Annotated in this window: 12 protein-coding genes and 1 riboswitch; of the genes, 8 read left to right on the top strand and 4 right to left on the bottom strand. The window is 54.7% G+C overall.

Translation table 11 applies throughout. The features are described from left to right. Positions 1 to 74: 74 nt before the first annotated feature. Positions 75 to 1,424 (bottom strand): lysine-sensitive aspartokinase 3, encoded by a 1,350-nt coding sequence (lysC, locus tag HMPREF0201_RS00215; RefSeq protein WP_016517409.1) that lies wholly within the window; start codon positions 1,422 to 1,424, stop codon positions 75 to 77. A gap of 103 nt (positions 1,425 to 1,527) precedes the next feature. Beyond that, positions 1,528 to 1,747, bottom strand: a riboswitch (Lysine riboswitch). 240 nt (positions 1,748 to 1,987) lie between these two features. Between lysC and pgi the strand changes: the two genes are divergently transcribed. The 6 genes from pgi to psiE all read left to right on the top strand — a co-directional run bounded on the left by pgi (position 1,988) and on the right by psiE (position 8,273). Then, positions 1,988 to 3,637 carry a glucose-6-phosphate isomerase gene (pgi, locus tag HMPREF0201_RS00225; RefSeq protein WP_016517411.1) on the top strand — a complete coding sequence of 550 codons (1,650 nt, stop codon included), beginning with the start codon at positions 1,988 to 1,990 and terminating at the stop codon, positions 3,635 to 3,637. 368 nt (positions 3,638 to 4,005) lie between these two features. Continuing rightward, complete coding sequence (gene yjbE, locus HMPREF0201_RS00230; protein ID WP_008455862.1) at positions 4,006 to 4,257, top strand: exopolysaccharide production protein YjbE; 252 nt, start codon at positions 4,006 to 4,008, stop codon at positions 4,255 to 4,257. A gap of 63 nt (positions 4,258 to 4,320) precedes the next feature. After that, complete coding sequence (locus tag HMPREF0201_RS00235; RefSeq protein WP_039897791.1) at positions 4,321 to 4,959, top strand: YjbF family lipoprotein; 639 nt, start codon at positions 4,321 to 4,323, stop codon at positions 4,957 to 4,959. Then, positions 4,956 to 5,684: a capsule biosynthesis GfcC family protein gene (locus HMPREF0201_RS00240; protein WP_016517413.1), complete on the top strand. Its 729-nt coding sequence runs from the start codon at positions 4,956 to 4,958 to the stop codon at positions 5,682 to 5,684. Before HMPREF0201_RS00235 ends, HMPREF0201_RS00240 begins: the two co-directional genes overlap by 4 nt. Further along, the gene (locus tag HMPREF0201_RS00245; protein ID WP_016517414.1) at positions 5,684 to 7,780 is read left to right on the top strand and encodes a YjbH domain-containing protein; all 2,097 of its coding nucleotides are present in this window, start codon (positions 5,684 to 5,686) and stop codon (positions 7,778 to 7,780) included. Before HMPREF0201_RS00240 ends, HMPREF0201_RS00245 begins: the two co-directional genes overlap by 1 nt. 85 nt (positions 7,781 to 7,865) lie before the next feature. Continuing rightward, positions 7,866 to 8,273: a phosphate-starvation-inducible protein PsiE gene (psiE, locus tag HMPREF0201_RS00250; protein ID WP_016517415.1), complete on the top strand. Its 408-nt coding sequence runs from the start codon at positions 7,866 to 7,868 to the stop codon at positions 8,271 to 8,273. Positions 8,274 to 8,374: 101 nt separating this feature from the next. On the opposite strand, the gene malG is transcribed toward psiE, so the two are convergent. The 3 genes from malG to malE form a co-directional block, all read right to left on the bottom strand. Beyond that, on the bottom strand, positions 8,375 to 9,265 hold the full coding sequence (malG, locus tag HMPREF0201_RS00255) for a maltose ABC transporter permease MalG (RefSeq protein ID WP_016517416.1): 891 nt from the start codon (positions 9,263 to 9,265) through the stop codon (positions 8,375 to 8,377). 12 nt (positions 9,266 to 9,277) lie between these two features. Further along, positions 9,278 to 10,822 (bottom strand): maltose ABC transporter permease MalF, encoded by a 1,545-nt coding sequence (gene malF, locus HMPREF0201_RS00260; protein ID WP_016517417.1) that lies wholly within the window; start codon positions 10,820 to 10,822, stop codon positions 9,278 to 9,280. Positions 10,823 to 10,996: 174 nt separating this feature from the next. Next, positions 10,997 to 12,187, bottom strand: coding sequence for a maltose/maltodextrin ABC transporter substrate-binding protein MalE (malE, locus tag HMPREF0201_RS00265; protein ID WP_016517418.1), 1,191 nt, complete (start codon positions 12,185 to 12,187; stop codon positions 10,997 to 10,999). A gap of 373 nt (positions 12,188 to 12,560) precedes the next feature. Here malE and malK point away from each other — a divergent pair, with 373 nt between their 5' ends. Then, a complete protein-coding gene (malK, locus tag HMPREF0201_RS00270; protein ID WP_016517419.1) occupies positions 12,561 to 13,670 on the top strand; it encodes a maltose/maltodextrin ABC transporter ATP-binding protein MalK in 1,110 nt (369 codons plus the stop codon). A gap of 42 nt (positions 13,671 to 13,712) precedes the next feature. After that, positions 13,713 to 15,035, top strand: coding sequence for a maltoporin (locus tag HMPREF0201_RS00275; RefSeq protein ID WP_039897792.1), 1,323 nt, complete (start codon positions 13,713 to 13,715; stop codon positions 15,033 to 15,035). Positions 15,036 to 15,110: the final 75 nt, after the last annotated feature.

Consider the following 15,110-nt stretch of genomic DNA (forward strand, 5'->3'; position numbering starts at 1 on the left):
AGCAAACCTTCTGATTTACTGAAACAAAAAAGCCCGCATCGGCGGGCTTTTATCGGAATCTCTGGCGCGGTGGATTATTCAAACAGGTTGTGATGAAGCTTTTTCACCACCTGTTCTGCGTCATCGCCCGGCACCAGGAAGCAGAGGTTATAGCTGGAAGCCCCGTAGCAAATCATGCGGATATTGAACGGGTCGAGCACGCCAAACACCTCTTTACCCACGCCGCAGGCCTGGGACAGCTTGTTGCCGATGATGGCGACCAGAGCCAGATTCTCTTCCACTTCTACGCGGCACAGCGATGAAAGCTCGGTCAGCAGGGCGCTGGTCAGCAGGCTGTCGCCGGTTGAGGTGGAGCCGGTGGTATCCAGCGTCAGGGCGATGCTCACTTCTGAAGTGGTTATCAGGTCTACCGAAATATTATGGCGCGCCAGAATACTGAACACTTCAGCCAGGAAGCCCTGGGAGTGCAGCATGGTCAGGCTGTGCAGGGTTAACAGCGTTTGTTTGCGGCGTAATGCCAGGGCGCGAAACAGCGGTGGATTTTCGGTTTTTTTGCACACCAGCGTGCCGCCGGCCGCCGGGTCTTTGCTGGAACCAACAAACACCGGAATATCACAGCGCACGGCGGGCAGCAATGTAGCTGGGTGCAGCACCTTCGCGCCAAAGGTTGCCATCTCGGCGGCCTCTTCAAACGCAATGCGGTCGATTCGTTTTGCCGCCGGAACAACGCGCGGGTCGGTAGTGTAAATCCCCGGAACGTCGGTCCAGATATCGACGCGAGCGGCATGCAGCGCTTCACCAAGCAGGGCGGCGGTATAGTCGCTGCCGCCGCGGCCAAGCGTGGTGGTACGGCCTTTTTCTTCGCTGCCGATAAAGCCCTGAGTAATCACCAGCGCGTCGTTAAGGCGCGGGAGCAACTGTTGCCCGGCTAATTCAGCCAGAGCCGCAATATCAGGCTCGGCGCGGCCAAAGCGGTCGCTGGTGCGCATGATTTTACGGATGTCGAACCACTGGGCCTCAACGCTGCGCTCGCGCAGGATCTCAACAAACAGCAGGGTAGACATCAGTTCGCCGTGGCTAACCAGCTCGTCGGTCAGCGCGGTAGAGGTGGCAAGGGATGCGGCTTCCGCGAGCGTGGTGATGTTCTCAAGCAGGCGCTCAATCTCTTCACGAATAACGTGCGGGTTAGCCAGACGCTCGACGATGTCGTACTGAATTTTACGGATAGCATCGAGCTTGACGAAGCGTTCGGTAGCCTCAAGTCCCTCAGCAAGAGCGACCAGCAGGTTGGTCACGCCAGCGGAAGCGGAAAGCACCACTACGCGGACATTATTATCGGCAAGCACAACGTCGGCGCTGCGGTTCATCGCGTCGAAGTCGGCAACGCTGGTACCGCCAAATTTGGCTACTACGGTTTGGGACATAACTACCTCGTGTCAGGGGCCATTCAACTGGCAATAAAATATTCAGCCTTGGCACAAGGGAAGAGCGATAAACGGGTGGGCGCAGAGCAGGAGAACTACGAGATCACCCAGAAGTGCTCCACCTTGTCTATCCGGCTGACTGCGCCGAATATGAAACGCTCGACTGCGAACGTTCCTGGTGACAACCCAGAGGATTCAGCCCCTGCAGCCGACAATAAGCGTGACCAGACGCTCCATCATCTCGGCGTTGCTCCCCCTCACGTATCTTCACAGTACTGGTTCCTCGGATACGATTATCTGGGCAACGCGCCTCTTCTGGCCTGCGCATGCGCAGGTAGCGCCTAATAAATAAAGCTTCGGCGATGGCATGTCAACGTCGGGGTTATGCGGATTTTTCATGTTCAATCGATAACCAGGAATTTAACTTATAACAGGCGCTTTTTTGGCGCTTTTTAGAGGGTTACGGTAAAGCGCCGGTTAATGGCATAAAAACCATCACAATTTTCGCCTGCAGGCGCTACAATCGACCGAAGTCACAATTCTCAAATCAGAAGAGTATTGCTATGAAAAACATCAACCCGAAGCAGACCTCTGCCTGGCAGGCGCTCCAGAAACACTACGATGAGATGAAAGACGTTACTCTCTCCGAGCTTTTCGCGAAAGATAACGACCGCTTCACCAAATTCTCCGCCACCTTCGATGATTTAATGCTGGTGGACTTCTCCAAAAACCGCATCACGACCGAAACCCTCGAAAAACTGCAGGCTCTTGCAAAAGAGACCGACCTGCAGAGCGCCATCAAATCCATGTTCGCCGGTGAAAAAATCAACCGCACCGAAGACCGTGCGGTGCTGCACGTTGCCCTGCGTAACCGCAGCAATACGCCGATTGTGGTAGACGGCAAAGACGTGATGCCGGAAGTGAACGCGGTGCTGGAGAAGATGAAAGCCTTCTCTGAAAGCATTATCAGCGGCAGCTGGAAAGGTTACACCGGCAAAGCAATTACCGACGTAGTTAACATCGGTATCGGCGGCTCCGACCTCGGCCCATTCATGGTGACCGAAGCGCTGCGTCCGTACAAAAACCACCTCAATATGCACTTTGTTTCCAACGTCGATGGCACCCACATCGCCGAAGTGCTGAAAAAGGTTAACCCGGAAACAACGCTGTTCCTGGTGGCTTCAAAAACCTTTACCACTCAAGAAACCATGACCAACGCCCACAGCGCGCGTGACTGGTTCCTGCGTGCCGCCGGTGATGAAAAACACGTAGCGAAACACTTCGCCGCGCTGTCTACCAACGGTAAAGCCGTAGGCGAGTTCGGTATCGACACTGCCAACATGTTCGAGTTCTGGGACTGGGTGGGCGGTCGTTATTCCCTGTGGTCCGCGATTGGCCTGTCCATCATCCTGTCCGTTGGCTTCGACAACTTTGTTGAACTGCTTTCCGGCGCGCATGCCATGGACAAGCACTTCAGCACCACGCCAGCCGAGCAGAACCTGCCGGTGCTGCTGGCGCTGATTGGTATCTGGTACAACAATTTCTTCGGCGCTGAAACCGAAGCGATTCTGCCGTACGACCAATACATGCACCGCTTTGCTGCTTATTTCCAGCAGGGCAACATGGAGTCTAACGGCAAGTACGTTGACCGTAATGGCAACGCGGTTGATTACCAGACTGGCCCAATCATCTGGGGCGAGCCGGGCACTAACGGCCAGCACGCGTTCTATCAGCTGATTCACCAGGGCACCAAAATGGTTCCTTGCGACTTTATCGCACCGGCCATTAGCCACAACGCGCTGTCCGACCATCATCCTAAGCTGCTGTCTAACTTCTTCGCGCAGACCGAAGCGCTGGCGTTCGGCAAATCTCGCGAAGTGGTTGAGCAGGAATATCGCGACCAGGGTAAAGATCCTGCAACCCTGGATCACGTTGTGCCGTTCAAGGTGTTTGAAGGCAACCGCCCGACCAACTCCATCCTGCTTCGTGAAATCACTCCGTTCAGCCTTGGCGCGCTGATTGCGCTGTATGAGCACAAGATCTTCACCCAGGGCGCAATCCTGAACATCTTCACCTTTGACCAGTGGGGCGTAGAGCTTGGCAAGCAGCTGGCTAACCGCATCCTGCCGGAGCTGGGCGACGATAAGCAAATCGAGAGCCATGACAGCTCTACCAACGGCCTGATTAACCGCTATAAGTCCTGGCGTGATTAATTAAACCGTGAGTGTGAAATATGCCAGCCTCGTGCTGGCATATTTTTTATAAGAGTTATCCCCTTGCCGTCATAATTTATGATTTTTCCAACCTGAGGTTAATCCTAAAATTAGATTGTCATCAATAAACACAGGCCTTAAATTTAAGAGTAATTGGAATTATGTTTCCGCATTAAATAATCGTAATGATATGTTTTATATTGTTTTATTCTTAATTAAATAACTCTTCCTTTTTGATTTTTACTCTTTTTCTTAAAGTTCACTCCTTATTTCCCGCAAGCCGGATCATCACATTGCGTTGTGTATACTCGATGGCGCCTGAAAGCCTTTCGGGCAAATCTCCATTCATTCAATGAAGGGAAATTGTGATGAGAAAAACCCTTTATGGCGCTTTAGCCATATTTACGCTGGCAGCCGCCGGCGCGGCGAATGCTGATCCCGTAGCAGTGGGTGATGCGGCCGGCGCGCAGGCGACCTCTGTGTCTGCAGGCAGTTCCGCTGCAACCAGCGCCAGCACTGTTGGGTCGGCGGTCGGTGTGGCGTTAGCCGCAACCGGTGGCGGCGACGGTTCTAACACCGGGACCACCACAACCACCACCACCAGCACCACCACCCGCTAACGCTGCGGGTGTTTTTAACCATAACCACACTTCGGTGTGGTTATTTTAAACCGGGGAATCATCGTGTCGCGACTCGCAATACTTTTTGTCTGCCTGTTACTTCAGGGCTGCTCAGCTACAACCCGGGGGCTTGGTGCCTCGCTCTGGCACAGCGTTGCCGGAGGGGGTGGCGTGCAGCTCACCGATGATGAAATCGCCGGGATGCGCTACGCCAGCCAGTACATGAGTATTAACAACGGTCCGCAGCTTTTTGTGGTGCTGGCCTACAACGAAAATGACCAGCAGAAATGGGTCACCCAGGACCGGGCGGTTATCGTCACGCAGAATGGACGCATCGTGAAAACCAGCGGGCTTGGCGACAACCTGACCGAGACAACGAACCTGGGTAATGACCCTCTGGCGAAGGTAAAACAGATAACCGAAGGCGCCGGCTGGACGCGGCAGATTGCATGGACCGAGCATCAGCAGGTGCGCTACGCCACCGCCAGCTCGACCTTCAGCTATGACGGCACCGATACGATAAAAGTCGGTAGCAGCGTCACCAAAGTTCGGGTGCTGGAAGAAGAAGTCACCGCGTTGGGTAAAAGCTGGACTAACCGCTATTGGGTCGATGATGACGGGCAAATCCGTAAATCAAAACAGTACCTTGGCCCGGGCTACTGGCCGATTACCACGCTTCTTGTGAAGGCGGCAAAGCAATGAAAAAAATCTTCCTCGCGCTGGCCTTCGTAAGCCCGTTTGGCTATGCCGAAAGCACCGTCACCGTTTATGCCACCCCGCAGGCCCAGCCTGTAGTCATCAACGATGCCGGGCGGCTTGCCGATTTAGTCACACGCCCCGATCTCAGCCGCAGCTGGTGGCCCGCGGCGGTAATTAGCGAGCATCAGGCAACTGCCGTTCAGGAGCAAAAACACCAGCAGCTGCTGACCCGCCTTGGCGAGCTGGCCGCTGATGAAGGCGGCGATGGCGGGGCGGCCATTAACGGGCTGCGCCAGCAGCTGAGCGCAATTCATGTCACCGGGCGGCAGTTTGTGAACCTTGACCCTGACTGGGTTCGTCTGCGCCCGCAGGCCAACGTGCCGCTGCAGGGGGAATACAGCCTGTGGACCGGCCCTCAACCGACGACGATTACGCTGGTGGGGCTGGTCAGCGCGCCGGGCGTTAAGCCGTTCAAGCCGGGGCGCAGCGTCGATGAATACCTTGACGAGACCAGCCTCCTCAGCGGGGCGGATAACAGTTATGCCTGGGTTATTTATCCCGACGGCAAAACGGAAAAAGCGCCGGTGGCTTACTGGAACAGGCGCCATATCGAACCCTCTCCCGGCAGCATTATTTTTGTTGGTTTCTCCAGCCATCTTTTCAGCTCCACTTTTGACGAGCTGAACCAGCAAGTTCTTAATTCCCTGACCCATCGGATACCGGATTAATGAAAAAACGTTACCTGTATAGTCTGATTGCGCTGGCCGTGACTACCGCCTGCCGCGCCGAAACGTATCCGGCACCCGTTGGTCCCTCTCAGGCTGACTTTGGCGGCGTTGGGCTGCTGCAAACGCCTACCGCCCGCATGGCACCGGAAGGGGAGTTAAACCTCAACTATCGCGATAACGATCAGTACCGCTTCTATTCGGCCTCGATGCAGCTGTTCCCGTGGCTGGAAACCACGCTGCGTTATACCGACGTGCGTACTCGCCGCTACAGCAGCGTGCAGGCATTCTCGGGCGACCAGACCTATAAAGATAAGGCCTTCGACGTCAAGCTGCGGCTTTGGGAAGAGAGTTACTGGCTGCCGCAGGTTTCTGCCGGGATACGCGATTTAGGCGGCACCGGCCTGTTTGACGGCGAATATGTGGTGGCAAGCAAAGGCTGGGGCCCGTTCGATTTCAGCCTGGGCATGGGCTGGGGCTATTTAGGCACCAGCGGCAACATCAAGAACCCGCTGTGCGAATACAGCAATAAATATTGCTACCGCGATAACAGCTATAACATGGCCGGCTCGTTTGACTTCAGCAACATGTTCCACGGCCCAACCTCGCTGTTTGGCGGCGTGGAATATCAGACACCCTGGCAGCCGCTGCGCCTTAAAGTGGAGTATGAAGGCAACAACTACAGCCATGAATTTGCGGGGAAAATAGAACAGCGCAGCAGCGTCAACGTGGGCGCTATCTACCGCGTGACCGACTGGGCCGATGTGAACATGAGCTATGAACGCGGCAATACCTTTATGTTTGGCGTCACGCTGCGGACCAATTTCAACAAGCTGAAACCAGGCTATAACGACGCTCGTCGCCCTGAATACCAGCCTCACCCGCAGGATGAAATCCTGCAACATAGCGTGGTGGCGAACCAGCTTACGGACCTGAAATACAACGCCGGGCTGGTTAATCCAAATATTCAGATCAAAGGTGACACGCTGTATGTCACGGGAGAGCAGGTGAAATACCGCAACTCCCGGGAAGGTATCGAACGTGCAAACCGCATCGTGATGAATAATCTGCCGGACAATATTCGCACCATTCGCATTACCGAAAGCCGCATCAATATGCCGCAGGTGACAACCGAAACCGACGTTACCAGCCTGCGCAATCACCTTGCTGGTGAGCCGCTCGGGCATGAAACAGAGTTGGTGCAAAAACGCGTTGAGCCGATTGTGCCGGACAGCACCGAACAGGGCTACTACATTGAGAAATCACGCTTCAACTATTCGATAGACCCGATTCTCAACCAATCTATCGGCGGCCCGGAAAGCTTCTACATGTACCAGGTTGGGATAATGGGCAATGCTGATTTCTGGCTGACGGATCATCTGTTAACCAGCGGCAGCATCTTTGCTAACGTGGCGAATAACTACGACAAGTTCAATTACACCAACCCGCCAAATGACTCTTCGCTGCCGCGCGTGCGTACGCATGTGCGTGAGTATGTAGAGAATGACGTCTATATCAATAATCTACAGGCTAACTACTTCCAGTACTTCGGCCATGGCGTTTACGGACAGGTTTATGCGGGCTATCTGGAAACCATGTACGGCGGCGCGGGGGCCGAACTGCTTTATCGCCCGGTGGACAGCAACTGGGCAATTGGCGTGAACGGCAACTATGTGAAGCAGCGCGACTGGCGCAGCTCGCAGGATATGATGAAATTTACCGACTACAGCGCCAAAACCGGGCATATCACCGGCTACTGGACGCCGCCATTTGCTCAGGATGTTTTAGTGAAACTCAGCATCGGCCAATATCTGGCGCAGGATAAGGGCGGCACGCTGGAGATCTCCAAACACTTCGACAGCGGCGTGGTAGTTGGCACTTATGCCACCATCACCAACGTATCGAAGAAAGAGTACGGGGAAGGGGACTTTACTAAAGGCTTCTACATCAACGTCCCGCTGGATATCTTCTCCGCCTACCCAACCCGCAGCCGCGCGCAGGTGACCTGGACGCCGCTGACGCGTGACGGCGGGCAAATGCTGGGCCGTAAGTTCGATCTCTACGGCGTCACCAGCGATCGCAGCGAGAATTTCCGTTAGTGAGGATAAGTAAATAAGCTAGATCCAGATCACACTTTCAACGTATAACAGCCTCCTGATACCACAATAATAATGAGAGGCTGTTATGCCTGCGACACCGCGTTTTGCCTGGATCTCTACCGTCATGCAGACGGTACTTAACCTTGGCCTGCTTGCGCTGGGCCTGATCCTGATTATCTTCCTCGGCAAAGAGACTATTCACCTTGCCACTGTGCTGTTTACGCCGGGCGATGAGGCCAGCTCCTATCTGTTTATCGAAGGGCTGGTGGTCTATTTCCTCTATTTTGAATTTATCGCCTTGATAGTGAAGTATTTTCAGTCGGGCTATCACTTCCCGCTGCGTTACTTCATCTATATCGGCATTACCGCGATTGTGCGGCTGATCATCATCGATCATAAGTCGCCGAGCGATGTTCTTATCTACTCCGGTGCGATCCTGCTGCTGGTGATAACCCTCTGGCTTTGCAACAGCCAGCGCCTGAAACGCGAATAAAAAAGGGCGGCCCGTAGGCCGCCTGAAGTATTACGAAGGTCAAAGTGAGGGTTGCAGTGGTATGGCATAAAGATGAAGCAAGTGACTTTCAGGGATAAACTTTAACCTTTCACCCCGCCAGCGGTCAGGCCGCTAACCAGCCAGCGCTGCGCCAGCAGGAACACAAGGGTAATCGGAATAGCGGAGAGTACCGCCGCGGCGGCAAAGTCGCCCCACAGGTAGTTTTGCGGATTGAGGTATTGCTGCATACCTACGGCCAGCGTATAGCTGTCCACGTCGCGCAGCAGTAAAGAAGCCACCGGCACTTCGGTAATCGCGCCGATAAACGAAAGAATAAACACCACCGCCAGAATCGGCACCGACAGCGGCAGCAGCACCAGTCGGAACGCCTGCCACGGCGTTGCTCCGTCCAGCGCAGCGGCTTCTTCCAGCGAACCGTCGATGGTTTCGAAGTAGCCTTTAATCGTCCAGACGTGCAGCGCAATCCCGCCCAGATAAGCAAAGATAACCCCGCCGTGGGTATTCAGGCCGATAAACGGAATGTACTGACCCAGGCGGTCAAACAGGGCATACAGCGCCACCAGCGACAGCACCGCAGGGAACATCTGGAAAATGAGCATGCCTTTCAGCAGCGTCGCTTTCCCCGGGAACCGCATGCGGGCGAAGGCGTAAGCGCAGGTGGTGGAAAGGGCGACGATGCTAATCGCCGTAATGCCGGCAATTTTTACCGAGTTCCACAGCCACAGCAGGACCGGGAACGGCGGCGGAGTCACGCGGCCATCTGCATGCTCGACGCTAAAGCCAAGCGCCAGCTTCCAGTGCTCCCACGAAACCTGATCGGGGATCAGGCTGCCGGTGGCGAAGTTGCCGGGCCGCAGCGAAATGGCAATCACCATCAGCAGCGGGAACATGATTGCCGCAATAAATAACAGCAGCAGCAGATGAGTGATAAACAGACGCAGCTTTTGAGATTTGGGTTGCACCATAGCCATAGGTCAGGTTCCTTAGTCAAACTTCATGCGGGTGGCTTTCAGGTTCACAATGGCCAGCGCCCCAACCAGCAGGAAGATAAGCGTAGCGATAGCCGCGGCGAGGCCGAAGTCCTGGCCGCCGCCGCCCTCAAAGGCGATGCGGTAGGTGTAGCTCACCAGCAGGTCGGTATAGCCGGCTGGCGTGGTGGTGCCAAGTCTGTCCGGCCCGCCGTTGGTCAACAGCTGGATAAGCACAAAGTTGTTAAAGTTAAACGCAAAGCTTGCAATCATCAGCGGCGTTAGCGGCTTGATAAGCAACGGCAAAGTAATTTTAAAGAAGTTCTGGAACGGCCCCGCGCCGTCCATGGCCGAGGCCTCATAGAGGTCATCGGGAATGGCCTTCAGCAGCCCCATGCACAAAATCATCATGTACGGATAGCCAAGCCAGGTATTGACGATGATTATCATCGAGCGGGCGGTTATCGGGTCGGTAAACCATGCCGGTTTAATGCCAAACAGCGCGCTCAGCATCATGTTGATTTCGCCGAAGCTTTGGTTGAACAAGCCTTTGAAAATCAAAATCGAAATAAACGAAGGCACCGCATACGGCAGGATCAACAGCAGGCGGTAAGCGGCTTTGCCTTTCAGCGATTCCCACTGCACCACGCAGGCCAGCACCATGCCGACCGCAACGGTCAGAATCACTGTTAGTACAGAGAAGATAACCGTCCAGACGAAGATGGCGAGGAACGGTTTCTGGATGCCGTCGTCGTGGAACACCCGCAGGAAGTTTTTCCAGCCGATGGTAACGGTGTAGCCGGGGCTTAGCTGTTCACCGGCCCAGCTGCCGTCGGCGTTAATCGCCTGGTAATAGCCGATGTGCTCATTTGGCGCGTATTTTACGCCGCTTTGGTTATTGGTGAGTTCACCATTGTCCGCCAGGGTATAGAGCGGACGCGTGCCGGAGAACTGGCGTAATGAACTCATCACTACTTTGCTTTCATCCGGCAGGACGGCGGTTATCTGGCCGAGCGCCTGGCGGTTTTGGGTAATCACACGCAGGTTACCGCGCTCGCCTTCCGGCAGAGCGTCAACCTGTTTTAGCTGAATTTTTTGCTCGCCGCCAAAAGCAAATTTATCGGAGACATAATGAGTGCCGGTTTCTCCGTCAGTAAGCGCTAACTTCCACTCGCTTCCGTCCGGGTAAAGGCCGAAATTGAAGGTTTTGCCTGCCTGATACTGGCGGTCCAACAGCACCTGCTGGGCGCGTTCAAACGTCAGCTGGTTGGTGCTGCTGTAGTTGGTGAAGGCGATGGCGATGGTGCAAATAAGCGGAAACAGGACGAACAGCCCCATACCGGCCATACCGGGGTAAACATAGCGCCACGCGTAGGTCTTACGGTTGGCGAAAATATAGAGGCCAAGTGAGCTTAATATCAGCGTCATAATGGCGAACAGGTACTCCCCCTGGGCGTACATTAAAACCACAAGATAGCCCACCAGCAGGGCTAACGCGCCGATGACTGACCACTTCAGTCCCTCGCTTTGCCACCAGCGACTCTTTTTAACTGCATCCATGGGGTCTTCCTCTACAGCGTATTGTTTCCCCTCACCCTAACCCTCTCCCCACGGGGGAGAGGGAATAGAAAGGGCCTGACTTTTCATTTCCGCCTTCCCCTGCGGGAGAGAGCTGAAACCCAACCGAATTCCGCCTCTCCCCTGTGGGGAGAGGGCCGGGGTGAGGGGCAAGGCTTACTTAGTGATACGTCCCTGAGCATCCTTCAGCGCAGCATCAACGGTCTGGCGGCCGCTAACGGCGTTGATTACAGCGGTACGAACCGCATACCAGAAGGCAGACATCTGAGGAATATTCGGCATGATTTCGCCTTTCTGGGCGTTATTCATGGTGGCGGCAATACGAGGATCTTTTGCCAGTTGTTCCTGGAAGGATTTCAACGCCACCGCGCCGAGCGGTTTGTCCTTGTTCACATCGGCCAGACCCTGGTCGGTGAGCAGGTAGTTTTCAAGGAACTCTTTCGCCAGTTCTTTATTCGGGCTGGCGGCGTTAATCCCCGCGCTGAGTACGCCAACAAACGGTTTAGACGGTTTGCCTTTAAAGGTTGGCAGCAGCGTGACGCCGTAGTTGATTTTGCTCTTGTCGATGTTGGACCAGGCCCACGGGCCGTTGATGGTCATTGCGGTTTCGCCTTTGTTAAAGGCCGCCTCGGCGATGGAGTAGTCGGTGTCGGCATTCATCTCTTTGTTCTTGATCATATCAACCAGGAAGCCGAGACCCGCTTTTGCGCCCGCGCTATCTACGCCGACATCTTTCACGTCGTACTTGCCGTTTTCAAACTTGAAGGCGTAACCGCCGTCCGCGGCAATCAGCGGCCAGGTGAAGTACGGTTCTTGCAGGTTGAACATCAGGGCGCTCTTGCCTTTTGCCTTCAGCGCCTTATCCAGCGCCGGGATTTCTTCCCAGGTTTTCGGCGGGTTTGGCACCAGGTCTTTGTTATAAATCAGCGACAGGGCTTCTACCGCAACCGGGTAAGCGATGAATTTGCCGTTGTAGCGAACCGCGTCCCAGGTGAACGGGTAGAGTTTGTCCTGGAAGGCTTTATCAGGGGTAATTTCGGCCAGCAGGCCAGACTGCGCATACCCGCCAAAGCGGTCGTGTGCCCAGAAGATGATATCCGGACCGTCACCCGTTGCTGCCACCTGTGGGAATTTTTCTTCAAGTTTATCAGGATGTTCGATGGTGACTTTAATACCGGTATCTTTCTCAAATTTCTTACCGACCTCGGCCAGACCGTTGTAGCCTTTATCGCCGTTAATCCAGATGACCAGTTTGCCTTCTTCGATTTTTGCCAGTGCAGAGGCGGATAGCATCATCGTTGTCAGAGCTGACAGGGCGAGAATGCGGGCGCCGGTTTTAATTTTCATGTTCCCATCCTTTGAGTGGTGGTTTGCGCTTTATAGGGTAGTGCAGATTAACGTTGTTAAGTCTGCGGAGATGGCAAGCGCTTCTCATCCTCCTTTGCTCTACGCCCCTGGGTGGTTATCTGTGATCTGCTTTGCATAACTGGCCGTTATGTGTCCTGGAGCACATAAAAACGCGCTGAAAACTGACGCCACGATCACGAAAATCCCTTGCCGTGCCTGTAACCGGTTGCAGATACCCCTCTCTCATCCTCCCGCCTCCTCCCCCACAAAAAAGCCGAAGGGTGGAGGATTTACCAAATGTAGCCATCCCTCATAGTCGGACACATCTTGAATCACCTGCCCGGCGGCAGGCGGCAGTAATAAGGGAGTGGTAATGGCAAGCGTACAGCTGCGGAACGTAACAAAAGCCTGGGGTGACGTGGTGGTATCGAAAGATATTAATCTCGACATCAATGAAGGAGAGTTCGTGGTTTTTGTCGGACCTTCTGGCTGCGGTAAGTCAACTCTGCTGCGTATGATTGCGGGCCTGGAAACCATCACCAGCGGCGAACTGCTGATTGGTGAAAAACGCATGAATGACATTCCTCCCGCCGAGCGTGGCGTCGGGATGGTGTTCCAGTCCTATGCCCTCTACCCCCATCTTTCTGTCGCGGAAAACATGTCCTTTGGCCTGAAGCTTGCCGGGGCAAAAAAAGACGATATCAACCAGCGCGTCACTCAGGTTTCCGAAACCTTACAGCTCGCACACCTGCTGGAGCGCCGCCCGAAGGCACTTTCCGGCGGGCAGCGTCAGCGCGTGGCGATTGGCCGTACCCTGGTGGCCGAGCCGCGAGTCTTCCTGCTGGATGAGCCGCTTTCAAACCTTGATGCGGCGCTGCGCGTACAGATGCGCATTGAGATTTCCCGTCTGCACAAGCGGCTGGGCCGCACGATGATTTACGTGACCCATGACCAGGTGGAAGCGATGACCCTGGCCGACAAAATTGTGGTGCTGGATGCCGGGCGCGTAGCGCAGGTCGGCAAACCGTTAGAGCTGTACCACTACCCGGCAGACCGCTTCGTGGCGGGCTTTATCGGGTCACCGAAGATGAACTTCCTGCCGGTAAAAGTGACCGCTACGGCCATTGACCAGGTGCAGGTGGAATTGCCGAACCGCCAGCACGTATGGCTGCCGGTGGAAAGCCGCGATGTTCAGGTGGGGGCCAATATGTCACTTGGCATCCGCCCGGAACACCTGCTGCCGAGCGACATTGCTGATGTCACCCTGGAAGGGGAAGTGCAGGTCGTTGAGCAGTTGGGACATGAGACTCAGATCCACATCCAAATCCCCGCCATTCGTCAGAACCTGGTCTACCGCCAGAATGACGTGGTGTTGGTAAAAGAGGGTGCCACATTCGCTATTGGCCTGCCGCCAGAGCGTTGCCATCTGTTCCGAGAAGATGGCACCGCATGTCGTCGGTTGCATCAAGAGCCCGGCGTTTAAGCATTCCCATAAAAAAGAAAAGCAATGATCTCAGGAGATAGAATGATGATTACTCTGCGCAAACTCCCACTGGCGGTTGCCGTTATTGCAGGCATCGTGTCTGCACAGGCCGGCGCCGTTGATTTCAAGGGTTATGCACGTTCTGGTATTGGCTGGACAGGTAGCGGCGGCGAGCAGCAGTGTTTTAAAGCGACAGGCGCGGGTTCTAAATACCGTCTGGGTAACGAATGCGAAACTTATGCTGAAGTTGAATTAGGTCAGCAAGTTTGGCAAGAAGGTGAAAAAAGCTTCTACGTTGACACCATGATCGGTTACGCCACCAGCCAGCTGAACGACGTTGAAGACACCGACGGCGGCCCACGCGTGCGCCAGATGAACGTTGTGGGTAAAAACCTGATCGACGCGCTGCCGGGTGCGAATATTTGGGCAGGTAAACGTTACTACAAACGTCATGACGTCCACATGATTGACTTCTACTACTGGGATATTTCAGGCCCTGGCGGCGGTATCGAAGATATCGACCTGGGCTTCGGTAAAATCTCCCTGGCTGCAACCCGTAATGGTGAAGCCGGTGGTTCAGAGGCCTTTATCAACGGCCAAACCAAAAACAAAGATCTGGCGAACGATATCTTCGACGTGCGTTTAGGCCAGATGCAAGTTAACCCAGGTGGTTCTCTGGAAGTTGGTTTTGACTACGGTCGCGCCAACACCACCAAGCACTACGATTTTGGCGTGCAGGATGCGACTAAAAACGGTTGGTTGGGTACTGTGGAACATACCCAGACCTTCCTTGGTACCAGCCTGAACAAATTTGTGGTGCAGTACGGTACTAACGCGATGGCGCAAACCAACGGTACCGGCCGCCCTGATACTTCCAGAAACAACGACGGCAAAATGTTGCGCGTGATCGACCACGGTGCTATCGACTTCAACGATACCTGGGGCCTGATGTACGTAGGTATGTACCAGGATCTCAACCGTGATGATAACAACGGCACCAAATGGTGGACCGTTGGCGTGCGCCCAATGTACAAATGGACGCCAATCATGAGCACCCTGCTGGAAGCGGGCTACGACAACGTGAAGTCTCAGCTGACCGACAAGAGCAACAACCAGTACAAAATTACCCTGGCACAGCAGTGGCAGGCGGGCAACAGCATCTGGTCTCGTCCGGCTATCCGCGTCTTCGCGACCTATGCCAAGTGGGATGAGAAGTGGGGTTATTCCTCCAGCAATGCCAGCGATGCTAACTACGTCGCGAATACGCCATCCGGTATTGCTTTCAGCGATACCAGCGCCCGTACCTTTAGCCGCGGCAACGATAGCGAAGTGACCTTCGGGATCCAGATGGAAGCCTGGTGGTAAGTTAACCCGCTGCGCGGGTGCTTAGCACCCGCCAGTTTCACATGCCTGACCCGTCTCTTTTTTGCCTGAAGGAGG

The organism is Cedecea davisae DSM 4568, assembly GCF_000412335.2.
Classification (GTDB): domain Bacteria; phylum Pseudomonadota; class Gammaproteobacteria; order Enterobacterales; family Enterobacteriaceae; genus Cedecea; species Cedecea davisae.

Coding starts and splice junctions, on each gene's coding strand:
- lysC (WP_016517409.1), bottom strand. CDS start 1,424: ATGTCCCAAACCGTAGTAGCCAAATTTGGCGGTACCAGCGTTGCCGAC.
- pgi (WP_016517411.1), top strand. CDS start 1,988: ATGAAAAACATCAACCCGAAGCAGACCTCTGCCTGGCAGGCGCTCCAG.
- yjbE (WP_008455862.1), top strand. CDS start 4,006: ATGAGAAAAACCCTTTATGGCGCTTTAGCCATATTTACGCTGGCAGCC.
- HMPREF0201_RS00240 (WP_016517413.1), top strand. CDS start 4,956: ATGAAAAAAATCTTCCTCGCGCTGGCCTTCGTAAGCCCGTTTGGCTAT.
- HMPREF0201_RS00245 (WP_016517414.1), top strand. CDS start 5,684: ATGAAAAAACGTTACCTGTATAGTCTGATTGCGCTGGCCGTGACTACC.
- psiE (WP_016517415.1), top strand. CDS start 7,866: ATGCCTGCGACACCGCGTTTTGCCTGGATCTCTACCGTCATGCAGACG.
- malG (WP_016517416.1), bottom strand. CDS start 9,265: ATGGCTATGGTGCAACCCAAATCTCAAAAGCTGCGTCTGTTTATCACT.
- malF (WP_016517417.1), bottom strand. CDS start 10,822: ATGGATGCAGTTAAAAAGAGTCGCTGGTGGCAAAGCGAGGGACTGAAG.
- malE (WP_016517418.1), bottom strand. CDS start 12,187: ATGAAAATTAAAACCGGCGCCCGCATTCTCGCCCTGTCAGCTCTGACA.
- malK (WP_016517419.1), top strand. CDS start 12,561: ATGGCAAGCGTACAGCTGCGGAACGTAACAAAAGCCTGGGGTGACGTG.
- HMPREF0201_RS00275 (WP_039897792.1), top strand. CDS start 13,713: ATGATGATTACTCTGCGCAAACTCCCACTGGCGGTTGCCGTTATTGCA.